This is a genomic window from Reyranella sp., assembly GCF_965227665.1.
Taxonomy (GTDB): Bacteria; Pseudomonadota; Alphaproteobacteria; order Reyranellales; family Reyranellaceae; genus Reyranella.
Genome location: NZ_OZ245767.1, coordinates 4,583,674 through 4,594,985, shown reverse-complemented (window position 1 = coordinate 4,594,985; position 11,312 = coordinate 4,583,674). Strand labels below are relative to the sequence as shown.

The window sequence follows — 11,312 nt, the reverse complement described above, 5'->3', positions numbered from 1 at the left end:
GTCATCTCGAGCGCAGCGAGGGACCTTTGTCTCTCAGCGCGACCGGCCGCGCGCCGTGACCGGCCAGATCTCGACCAGGGTGTCGCCCTTCACCACGTGGTAGCTCTCGTAGAGGTTCACGGTCGGGTCGCAGTGCGGCGGCGTCAGGACGACCAGCTCGCCGAGCTTGGGCGCCTCCTGGCCCTTCGGCGCGATCACCGCGAGATGCTCGTCGCCCATGAAGCGGGTGGTCGCGCCCTCCACGGCGCCCTTCAGGATCATCGGCGGTCCCTTTTCCGTGGCCATCGCCTTGAGCCCGGCATCGACCGTCACCATGCCCGGCGTGTTCGCGCTGACCACGCGCGAGTCGATCTGCAGCGCCTGCTCGAAGGTCGGCTTGTCGAGGCCGCGCAGGTCGCAGACGTTGTAGTCGTGGTCCATGAACACGTAGGACCCGACCTGGAGCTCGGTGAAGACGCCGAGCTTGGCGTCGATGTAATGCGTGCCGGTGCCCGAGCCGGTGACGATGCCGGGCTTCAGCCCCGCCTCTTCCAGCTTCGCCAGGATTCCCTGCAGATACTCCGTGCGCTCCTTGATCTGCGCGGTGCGCTCCTTGAAGTCGACGATGTGCTGGTGGCTTCCGCAGTAGAACTGGACGCCGGCATAGGCGAGCGACCTGAAGTTGGCGATCTTCTGCACCAGCTCGACCGTGGCCTCGGGCGAGGCCGTGCCGGTGCGGTGGATGCCGGGATCGATGTCGACGATCACGGTGAGCGGCTTGCCGGCCTTTGCGGCCGCGGCGGCCAGCGCCTCGGCATTGGCGGGATGGTCGACCACCAGCATCAGGTCGGAGACTTTGGCATTGAGCTCGACGAGCCGCTGGATCGCCTGCGACGTCACCACCGGCGAGGTGATGTGCAGGCTCTGGATGCCGGCCTCGCCCAGCGCCTCGGCTTCGCCCAGCTTGGCGCAGCAGACGCCCAGAGCGCCCGCCGCCATCTGCCGGCGCGCGATGTCGGCCGACTTGTGGGTCTTCGAATGCGGCCGCAGGTTGACGTTATGCGCCTTCGCAAACGACGCCATTTCCGCGATGTTGCGGTCGAGCATCTCGAGATCGAGCACGAGGGCCGGCGAGTTCAAGGAGCGCCGTGAGCCCTGCTGTCCGATGAGATGTCCGTGCAGGTGCTCGGCTTCGCTTGTCATTTCTTCTGTCCTTCGGTTTGCAAAGTGCGGACGACCATGGCTTCGCCGGTCGTGCCGCGGTTGACGCCGGCGCTCTTCATGAAGGTGTTGTCGGCGCCGGTGCCCCAGAGCGCGACGCCCTGGGCCAGCAGGCCGCCATCCACCTTCACCGTCTCGCCGGTGATGAAACGCGCCTCGTCGGAGGCGAGGAAAGTCGCGACGTCGGCGATATGCTCGGGCTCCCCGCGCTCGGGCCAGGGCTGCTGGCCGAACTGCTTCTCGTATTTGTCGGGCCGGCCGCGATGGACCAGAGGCGTCGAGATGACGCCGGGCGCGATGCCGACCACGCGGATGCGATCCGAGCCCAGTTCCGTCGCGACGTTCTCGATCAAGCTGATGCAGGCCGCCTTTGCCGCCGAATAGGCGTGACTGCCGCCACCGCCCACCATGCCGGCGATCGAGGCCGTTACCAGGATCACGCCCCCGTCACCCTGTTCCTTCATCGCCTGCGAAGCGTGCTTCATGCCGAGGAACACCGACCGCGTCAGCACCGCGAACGTATAATCCCAGTCCTCGACACTCGTTTCGGCGATCGGCCCGAAGGCGCCGCCGACGCCGGCATTGAGGTAGGCGATGTCGAGACGGCCGAACCGACTCCTGGCCTCGGAAACCATTGCCGCGACATCGCTCTCCTTCGAGACGTCGCAGCGCACGAAAGCGGCAGATCCGCCGTGGCCCTGCGCCTTGGCGACGGCCAGCGTCTCCGCGCCATTGGCCTCGTTGAGGTCGGCCACCAGCACCTTCGCGCCCTCGGCAAGAAAGCGCATCACGGTCGCGCGCCCCATGCCGCTCGCGCCCCCCGTGACGATGGCCACCTTTCCCGCCAGTCGATTCATGTCGATTTGCCCCTCCGATGCCATGGTGGTGTCGCCGGCATCGCGAGGCAAGCCTGACGTTTCGCCGCCCCACGACGTTTGCCGCGGCGGGCGTCGAGGTGCCGCGTGCCGATCAGGCCGTGGCCAATCTCATCAGCATGGCCGTGTCCGTGGCCTGACGGTAATCGACAATCTTACCGTCGCGGAACTTTATCAGATCGTAGCTGTCGAAGATGTCGGACTTCCCTGTCGGCGTGCAGACGACCCTGGCGGACCAGCGCACCATTGCCATCTCTCCGTCGATCAGGAGGTCGATGGCTTTCCAGTCCTTGAAATCCCAGGTCGCGAACAGCTCTCGCACGGCCTCGCGGATCGCGGGCTTGCCGACGACCGGCGCGCACAGGCCGGGGGCGCCGGTGCCGCGCGCGTTGACCTCGAACACCGCATCGTCGGACAGGTCCTTCAACGTACCATCGATATCTTCTCGCAAGCGTGCATTCCACAAGGCCTTGATCTTGGTTTCGATCTGGTGACGGTCTGTCATCGGCTTGCTCCCTCTTGGGCAAGAAGACCGTACCCAAGGTTGCAGAAATCGACAACAACACTTACCCGCGAGCAGGAAACCGCCCGGTCTAGCCGCTGTTGCGCAGGCCGGCGGCGATGCCGTTAATGCTGAGGTGGATGCCCTGCACGACCGCGGGGTCGGGATCGCCGGCGCGGTGGCGTCGCAGCAGCTCGATCTGCACGTGGTTCAGCGGGTCGATATAGGGGAAGCGGTTGCGGATCGAGCGCGCCAGCAGCGGGTTGAGTTCCAGCAACGTCTTCTGCCGCGTGATGGCGCAGACCGCGTCGATCGACGCCCGCCACTCCTGCTTCACGCGGGCGAAAACCCGCTCGCGCAGCGCCGTGTCTGTCACCAGCTCGGAATAGCGCGAGGCGATGGCGATGTCGCTCTTGGCCAGCACCATGTCCATGTTTGACAGGATGGTGCGGAAGAACGGCCAGTTGTCGTGCATCTCCTGCAGCATCGCCAGGCCGTCGGCCGGCCGCGCGGCGATCCACGCCTCGATCGCTGCGCCGAAGCCGTACCAGCCGGGCAGCATCAGGCGGCACTGCGCCCAGCTGAACACCCAGGGAATCGCACGCAGGTCCTCGATGCCCTGCTTCTTCGAGCGCGAGGCCGGGCGGCTGCCGATGTTGAGCGAGGCGATCTCGTCCAGCACGGTCGATTCGCGGAAGTACCGGTCGAAGCCCTCTGTCTCGTAGACGAGGTCGCGATAGGCGCGGAAGGCGTGCGCCGACAGATCCTCCATGACGGCGAGATAGTCGGCGGGCGGCGGCGGCCGGTCGGCATCGAGCAGCGAGGCCTCCAGCGTGGCGGCGGCCAGGGTTTCGAGATTGCGCCGCCCGACCTCGGCATTGGAATACTTGCCGGCGATCACCTCGCCCTGTTCGGTGATGCGGATGGCGCCCTGCACGGCGCCGGGCGGCTGCGCCAGAATGGCGTCGTAGCTCGGCCCGCCGCCGCGGCCGACCGAACCGCCGCGACCATGGAACAGGCGCAGCCCGACCTGGTGGCGCCGGAAGGTCTCGATCAGGACCAGTTCCGCCTTGTAGAGCTCCCAGGTCGAGGTGAGATAGCCGCCGTCCTTGTTGCTGTCGGAGTAGCCCAGCATGACTTCCTGGGTGTCGCCGCGCGACGCGAGCAGGCGGCGATAGGCCGGCAGGGCGAGTAGCTCGTCCATGATCCGTCCGCAGCGCTGCAGATCGCCGATGGTCTCGAACAACGGCACGATGTCGACGTCGAGACGCCCCGCGCGCGGATCGAGCAACCCGCCTTCCTTGAGCAGCACGGCCACTTCGAGGATGTCGGAGACGCTGTCGGCCTTCGAGATCACGTAGTTGGGCATGGCAGCGCGGCCGTAGCGCCGGTGCGAATCGGCTGCCACCCGCAGCAGGTCCAGCTCGGCGGCCGTTTCGTCGCCGTAGGAAAGATAGGGCGAGGCGAGCGGCCGCATGTTGCCGAGTTCGGCGACCAGAAAATCGACGCGCCCCGCCTCGTCGAGCGCGGCATAGTCGATGCCGGTTCCGGTGGCCGCCACGAGTTCGGCCATAACGCGCGCGTGCACGTCGGAATTCTGTCGCAGGTCGAGCGACGCCAGATGGAAGCCGAAGACGTCGACGGCGCGCCGCAGCGAGCGCAGGCGTCCGCGCGCCAGGTCCGCCGAGCCATTCTCCGCCAGCGACCGGTAGAGCGTGTCGAGGTCCGCTTTCAGATCCTCCACCGTCTCGTAAGCGGGCGCCGGGCCGACCGGCGCCTGCGGCGGCTCCAGCCCGTCGAGCGACCAGGCGGTGGCGGCCAGCCGCGCATAGATGCCGACGATGGCGCGCCGGTAGGGCTCGTCCTTGCGCTCCGGGGCGCGGTCGGCCGAGCTTTCGACCAGCGCGCGCAACCCGTCCGAGACGGGCACGATGCGGCCGTCGAGCGACAGCTCGCTGCCCAGCCGATGCAACTCCTCGAGATAGAAGCGCAGCGCCCGCTGGCTCTGCAGGGTGAGCGTCTGGCGCGTGACATCCGCGGTGACGTAGGGATTGCCGTCGCGATCGCCGCCGATCCAGCTTCCCATGCGTAGGAAGGACGGCACCTCGACGCCCTGCCAGGCCGCCTCGATGCTCCCGAGCCGGTCCTCGAGATCGGCATAGAAGATCGGCAGCGCGCGCAGGAACGTATGGTCGTAATAGGCGAGCCCGTTGGCGACCTCGTCGATCACCCGCAGGCGGGTGTCGCGCAGGATGCTGGTCTGCCAAAGGGTGAGCACGGCGCGGCGCAGCGCCCGGCGATTGGCCCGCAGCTCCTCCGGCGTGAACTCGACCCGGTCGCGCTCGTCCAGCAGCCGCGCGATCTCCATCTCGCGATCGATCGAACTCTTGCGCCGGATCTCGGTCGGATGGGCCGTCAGGACGGCGCTGCAGAGCGCGTGGGCGAAGAAGCCCTGCAACCGCTCGCGGGGAATGCCGGCCCGGGCGGCACGGCCGAGCGCATAGGCCATCGTGCCCTGTGCCGGCGGCGCCTTGGCGATGGCGAGGGCCCGCGTGCGCCGGATGTGGTGCTGGTCCTCGGCGATGTTGGCCAGATGGGAGAAATGTCCGAAGGCACGGATGATGCGAACCGCCCGATCCATCGGCAGCCCGCTCATGGTGGCCTGCAGCTCCTGCCGTGCCGCCTCGTCGGCATCGCGATGGAACAGCACCCCCGTGCGCCGGATATGCTCGACCAGGTCGAACACGGCGTCGCCTTCCTGGTCGCGCACCGTCTCGCCGAGGATGCGCCCGAGAAGCCGCGTGTCGTAGCGCAGTGGCACGTCCTTCCGGGCCGCTTCCCGATTGGGCGTTTCGATCTGGTCCATGGACTGTCCTTCGCTCCCGTCAAAAACCACGCACGGTCCGACAGGCTGTTGAAACAGGTTTTTTTAAAGCACCGACCAGCAATTTTGCTCCGGAGACGCTCACCAGGACAGTGGATTCAGGGGGTGCAACCTTCGCTTCGATTGTTTCGTTTATTTCGTTTGTTTCGATTATCGGCCGGGTTCCGGCCCTTTCAGCGGCCTCTTAGACCACCTCTATGACGCCCTCGCCGCCGGCATAGAGTTTCTCGACCAGCGCCTTGCGGCGCTCAAGCGTCGCGCGCTGGTTGATGTAACCCTTGTCGGTGATCTCCTGGCCGTCGACCTGCGGCGGCTCGGTCATCAGCAGGACCCGTTTCACCCGCATCGACGAACCGCGGCCTTCTTCGTTCATCTTCGCGAGGCCTTCCTTCAGCGTGCCGACGACGGCGGGATGGGCCAGCAGCTCAGCCAGCGGCAGCTGCGCGCCGGTGTCGCCGGCGAGCTGTCGACAGGCCGCCACGTTGGGGAAGCCCAGCAGGCCGACATACTCGCGGTCCTGGCCGCAGACGACGGCGTCCTGCAGCACGGGCGAGGCGGCGGCGATGGCGGTCGTGCGCAGGGTGCCGACCAGCACGAAGGTGCCGCTGGTCAGCTTGAAATCCTCGACCACGCGTCCGTCGAAGATGATGCCCTGGCTCGGATCCTCCGGATCGACGAAGCGCCCGGCGTCGCCGATCCTGTAGAAGCCCTCCTCGTCGAACATCTGGGCCGTGAGCTCGGGTTGCTTGTAGTAGCCGGGCGTCACGATCACGCTCTTCAGCCGCAGCTCGTAGCGCCCCGCCGCGCCGGTCGGCACCATCTTCAGCTGCACGCCGGGATAGGGAAGGCCCACCAGCCCCACGCGCTCCGAGGCCCAGTGCACGCTGGTCGCCGTCGGGGCCGTCTCCGTGGCGCCCCAGCCGGTGACGAAGGGAATGCGATAGCCGGTGTGCTTGACCGCCAGCGCCTCCATGCGCTCGTAGAGGTCGCCCGGTAGCGTCGCCCCGCCATAGGACAGCACGCTGATGTTGGCGAAGAAGCGCCCGGCCAGCGCCTCGTCCTTCTCCAGCGCCGTGGCGAGCATGGCGTAGCCGGCCGGCACGTTGGAAAACGATGTCGGGGAAACTTCGCGCAGGTTGCGCAGCGTCTCGTCGAACAGGCCGGGCAGCGGCTTGCCGTCGTCGATATAGGTCGTGCCGCCTTCGTTCAGGTTGCCCTGGAAGGTCGCGTTGCCGCCCATCGTATGGTTCCACGGCAGCCAGTCGAGCATGACCGGCGCGGCGTCGCTCGCCTTGCGCACGCGCGCCATGCTCATCATGGCGACGTTGGCGCACATCATCTCCTGGGTGTTGATCACCGCCTTGGGCATGCCGGTGCTGCCGGAGGTGAACAGGAACTTGCCGATCGTCTTGGGCCCGATGGCGTCGATCGACCTGGCGACCGCGTCCGTCGCCTGGGTCGCCACGAGGTCGGTCCACGGCAGCGACGGCATCCCGGGCGGCGCCTTGTCGACATGGACCAGCAGCACGCCTTCGAGATCGAGCGCCGCCAGGGCGCGTGCATAGATCTCGCCGTTCTGAACGAAGACCAGGCCGGGCTTGATGAGGTCGAAGACGTATTTCAGCTTGGCGTGGTCTTGGCTCATCACCGAATAGGCCGGCGAGACCGGCGCCACGGGCGCCCGCGCCTGCATGGCGGCCATGGTCAGCAGCGCGAACTCGATCGAGTTCGACGACAGGATCATCACCGGCCTGTCGGGGCCGAAGCCGCGGTCGAGCAGCGCCTGCGTGACCGAATCGACCTGACGCTTGCACTCGCCATAGGTGAGCTTCAGCCATTCGCGCGCCGGGCCGCGGCGCTGCGCCAGCCACAGGCGATCGGGCACTTCGGCCGCCCACCTGGCGAGCAGCGCCGGCACATGGGGCGCATAGGGTCTCAACTGGTGGTTCGACTGCAGCACCACCGTGCCGTCGTCGCGCCGCTCGACCTTGATGTCGCGGCTCAGGAAATCGATGGGCTTGAACGGAACTTGCATTACACTGTCCAACGACGTTCTCCCCGGCGCCTGTTCTGTCGACGCGATTTAGGGACGGGAACCGCCCATCGGCAAGGGAGCGTTTGGAGAGTGTCGCTCAGCAATTCGTCGGTGCCGGTATCGCCCGCACGCCGCTGGCTGCAATTGTGCGCCGGCCTGCTCTGCATGGTGGCAGTGGCCAACCTGCAATATGGCTGGACGTTGTTCGTCCATCCGATCCACGAGAAATACGGCTGGAGCCTCTCCAGCATCCAGACCGCCTTCGCCATCTTCGTCATCGCCGAGACCTGGCTGGTGCCGTTCGAAGGCTGGGTGGTCGACCGGTTCGGTCCGAAATACGTCGTGGCGGCCGGCGGCGTGCTGGTCGGTGCGGCCTGGTCCCTGAACTCCGTGGCCGATTCGCTGTTCCTGCTCTATGCCGCGGCGGCACTGGGTGGCATCGGCGCCGGCGCCGTCTACGGGACCTGTGTCGGCAATGCCGTCCGCTGGTTTTCCGACCGCCGCGGCCTTGCGGTCGGCGTCACGGTCGCCGGGTTCGGGGCGGGCTCGGCGCTCAGCATCATCCCGATCCAGGACACGATCGCCGCGCGCGGCTACGAGGCCGCCTTCCTGTGGTTCGGGCTGGTCCAGGGCCTGATCGTACTCGTCACCGCCTGGGCGCTGCGGGCGCCGCCGACCGGGGAGGCGGTCGCGCCGGCCCCGCGCCTGCTCCAGACTCCCCGCGACTTCGCCCCGACGGAGATGCTCAAGTCCCGCATCTTCTGGCTGCTCTATTTCATGTTCATCCTGGTCTACTCGGGCGGGCTCATGGCGACGGCGCAGATCGCCCCCATCGCGCGCGACTTCAAGGTCGCGGACGTGCCGGTCAGCCTGCTCGGCCTCACCCTGCCCGCGCTCACCTTCGCCATCACCCTCGACCGCGTCATGAACGGCGTGACCCGGCCGCTCTGCGGCTGGATCTCCGACCATATCGGCCGCGAGAACACCCTGTTCATCGCCTTCCTGCTGGAGGGCGTCGGCATCTGGGCGCTGTGGGTCTATGGTCACGATCCGCTGCTGTTCGTGATCCTGGGCGGCCTGGCCTTCTTCGCCTGGGGCGAAACCGCCAGCCTTTTTCCCACCATCTGCACCGACGTGTTCGGCACGAAATACGCCACCACCAACGCCGCCCTGCTCTACACCGCCAAGGGCGTGGCCTCGCTGTTGATCCCGCTGGCAAGCTTCTGGGTGGTCGAAACCGGCAGCTGGCATGACGTCTTCATGGCGGCCGCGCTGTTCAATCTGCTCGCCGCCTTCCTGGCCCTGGCCGTCCTGAAGCCGCTGCGGCTGCCGGCCCGGGCCCATTCCGGGGAAGCCTAGCTCGACCGCAAGTCGAAATCGGCGTGCGACCTGAATGCCCGTTCACATTGTAGCGGTTTTCGGCCAGAGTCCGCCGCAGCACAAAGGGAGAGAGTGATGGACTTCGAATACTCGGATCGCAGCAAGGCGCTGCTCGAGAAGCTCAACAAATTCATGGACGAGGTCATCTATCCGGCCGAACCCATCTACGAAGAGCAGATGGAGACCGCCAAGGATCGCTGGCAGCTTCCGCCGATCATCGAAGAATGCAAGGCCGAGGCCAAGAAGCGCGGCCTGTGGAACATGTTCCTGCCGGCCGATCGCGAGACCGGCGACACGCACGGCACGATGGGCCTCAGCAACCTCGAATACGCCCCGATCTGCGAAGTGCTCGGCCGGTCGTCGATCGCCTCCGAGGCGGTGAACTGCTCGGCGCCGGACACCGGCAACATGGAAGTGTTCGCCCGCTACGGCACCGCCGAGCACAAGGAGAAGTGGCTGAAGCCGCTGCTTAACGGCGAGATCCGCTCCTGCTTCGCCATGACCGAGCCGGCGGTGGCCTCGTCCGACGCGCGCAACGTCGAATGCCGCATCGAGTCCGACGGCAACGACTATGTCATCAACGGCCGCAAGTGGTGGTCGTCGGGCATGGGCGACCCGCGCTGCAAGGTCATCATCCTGATGGGCAAGAGCGATCCCAACGCGCCGGCCTACCGCCAGCAGTCGATGATCGTCGTGCCGCGCGACACGCCCGGCATCAAGATCGTGAAGATGCTGCACGTGTTCGGCTATGACGACGCCCCGCACGGCCATGCCGAAGTGGTCTACGACAACGTGCGCGTGCCGAAGTCGGCCATCCTCCTCGGCGAGGGCCGCGGCTTCGAGATCGCCCAGGGCCGCCTCGGACCGGGCCGCATCCATCACTGCATGCGCGCCATTGGCGTCGCCGAGCGGGCGCTCGAAATGGCGATCAAGCGGGCCAAGAGCCGCGTCGCCTTCGGCCAGCGCATCTCCGAGATGGGCGTCACCAAGGCCCATGTCGCCGACATGCGCATGGAGATCGACATGGCCCGCCTGCTGGTCCTCAAGGCCGCCTGGGCGATGGACAAGTTCGGCAACAAGGAAGCCCGCCAGCAGATCGCGATGATCAAGGTGGCGGTGCCGAACATCACCTCGAAGGTCGTCGACCGCTGCCTGCAGCTGCATGGCGCCGGCGGCGTCAGCCAGGTGTTCAAGCTGGCCAGCATGTACGCCCACCAGCGCACGCTGCGCCTGGCCGACGGTCCGGACGAGGTCCATCGCGACCAGGTTGGCCGTCTCGAAATCGCCAAGTACAACTGAATCCCGGTACCGGGACGGAACGAGGCGCGATCCCCCGGGATCGCGCCTTTTTCTTTGGAGGGAACCGAAAGCCTAAGCCAGATGCAGGAGACACACACCTTGGACAGTCCGAAGAAGAGCCGGCACGTCACCGATCATCTGGCCAACGAGCGCACCTTCCTCGCCTGGATCCGGACGGCGATCGCGGTGATGACGCTGGGCGTCGCGATCAATCGCTTCGCCCTCTTCCTGATGGAGATGCACCAGGTCGTGCCGCAGGTGCGCGATCTCGCCAACCGCCATGTCGAGAAGCTCGGGATCGGGCTGGTGGTGTTGGGCATCGTCATGCTGGTCGGCTCGACCTGGCACTACATCCACGTCGGCAGGACGATCGACGACGAGACCTATCGCCCGGCCATCAAGGTCATGGTCGGCACGGCCATCGCCATCGGCCTCATTGGCGGCTCGACGCTGATCTGGTTGTTCTAGGCGCGTTGGAAACGCGCACGTCCTAACGAGGAGAAGGCACCGATTGCGGCGGCGCCGGCGGACCGTCCGGCATGTCGAGCAATTCGCTCTCCGGAGCGCCGGCCTCGTAGGCTTTCACCAGCGCCTCGGGATCGAACGCGACGCCTATCGGGTTCTTCCGGAACGCCTCGGTCTGGAAGTAGGCCGCCGTCGCCTCCTTCGTCGCATAACGGTCGACCTGGAGTTCGACGCCGTTGCCATCGGGATCGCGATAGTAGATCGACACGGTGGGCCCGTGATGGATGCAGCGCGACGGCTCGATGCCCAACGCCTTCACGCGGCGATAGGTCGAGAGCAGCGCGCCGATGTCACCGAACGTATAGGCGACATGCGCGAGACCCGAGGTCTTGGCATCGGGCGGCTTCAGCCCCGCGAGGTTCACGATGCCCAGGCGATGATGCTCGTCGTCATAGGTCAGGAAGCAGATGTAGTCGGTGCGCTGGACCACGCGCATGTTCAGCACCGCCGAATACCAGTCGATCATCGGCTGAACGTTCGACGAGCGCAGCACGAAATGCGCGAACAGGATGGGCGCGGTCGGCGCGTCCGAGAGGCTCCGGCGGCGCGACGCGGTCTCGATCACGGTATCCATGGCCATCTCCTCGCTTGAGGTCCGATCCGTCTTATCCG

The 11,312-nt window shown here is 66.6% G+C and carries 9 protein-coding genes; 3 read left to right on the top strand and 6 right to left on the bottom strand.

Annotation, left to right across the window (positions count from 1 at the left end; all coding sequences use genetic code 11):
- Positions 1–33 precede the first annotated feature (33 nt).
- The 5 genes from ACO07I_RS22185 to ACO07I_RS22165 all read right to left on the bottom strand — a co-directional run bounded on the left by ACO07I_RS22185 (position 34) and on the right by ACO07I_RS22165 (position 7,508).
- The gene (locus tag ACO07I_RS22185; protein ID WP_422011195.1) at positions 34–1,182 is read right to left on the bottom strand and encodes a DSD1 family PLP-dependent enzyme; all 1,149 of its coding nucleotides are present in this window, start codon (positions 1,180–1,182) and stop codon (positions 34–36) included.
- Positions 1,179–2,057: an SDR family NAD(P)-dependent oxidoreductase gene (locus ACO07I_RS22180; RefSeq protein WP_422011193.1), complete on the bottom strand. Its 879-nt coding sequence runs from the start codon at positions 2,055–2,057 to the stop codon at positions 1,179–1,181. Before ACO07I_RS22180 ends, ACO07I_RS22185 begins: the two co-directional genes overlap by 4 nt.
- 112 nt (positions 2,058–2,169) lie before the next feature.
- A complete protein-coding gene (locus tag ACO07I_RS22175) occupies positions 2,170–2,580 on the bottom strand; it encodes a nuclear transport factor 2 family protein (RefSeq protein WP_422011191.1) in 411 nt (136 codons plus the stop codon).
- A gap of 88 nt (positions 2,581–2,668) precedes the next feature.
- Positions 2,669–5,443, bottom strand: a complete 2,775-nt coding sequence (ppc, locus tag ACO07I_RS22170; protein ID WP_422011190.1) for a phosphoenolpyruvate carboxylase — start codon at positions 5,441–5,443, stop codon at positions 2,669–2,671.
- Between the two features lie 202 nt (positions 5,444–5,645).
- Complete coding sequence (locus ACO07I_RS22165; protein WP_422011188.1) at positions 5,646–7,508, bottom strand: AMP-binding protein; 1,863 nt, start codon at positions 7,506–7,508, stop codon at positions 5,646–5,648.
- Positions 7,509–7,586: 78 nt separating this feature from the next.
- Between ACO07I_RS22165 and oxlT the strand changes: the two genes are divergently transcribed.
- The 3 genes from oxlT to ACO07I_RS22150 all read left to right on the top strand — a co-directional run bounded on the left by oxlT (position 7,587) and on the right by ACO07I_RS22150 (position 10,643).
- The gene (gene oxlT / locus ACO07I_RS22160) at positions 7,587–8,855 is read left to right on the top strand and encodes an oxalate/formate MFS antiporter (protein ID WP_422011186.1); all 1,269 of its coding nucleotides are present in this window, start codon (positions 7,587–7,589) and stop codon (positions 8,853–8,855) included.
- Between the two features lie 96 nt (positions 8,856–8,951).
- A complete protein-coding gene (locus tag ACO07I_RS22155; protein WP_422011184.1) occupies positions 8,952–10,175 on the top strand; it encodes an acyl-CoA dehydrogenase family protein in 1,224 nt (407 codons plus the stop codon).
- Positions 10,176–10,274: 99 nt separating this feature from the next.
- On the top strand, positions 10,275–10,643 hold the full coding sequence (locus ACO07I_RS22150) for a YidH family protein (RefSeq protein WP_422011182.1): 369 nt from the start codon (positions 10,275–10,277) through the stop codon (positions 10,641–10,643).
- 22 nt (positions 10,644–10,665) lie between these two features.
- Here the strand turns inward: ACO07I_RS22150 and ACO07I_RS22145 are convergent, their stop codons facing one another.
- Positions 10,666–11,274: a VOC family protein gene (locus tag ACO07I_RS22145; RefSeq protein WP_422011180.1), complete on the bottom strand. Its 609-nt coding sequence runs from the start codon at positions 11,272–11,274 to the stop codon at positions 10,666–10,668.
- Positions 11,275–11,312 lie beyond the last annotated feature (38 nt).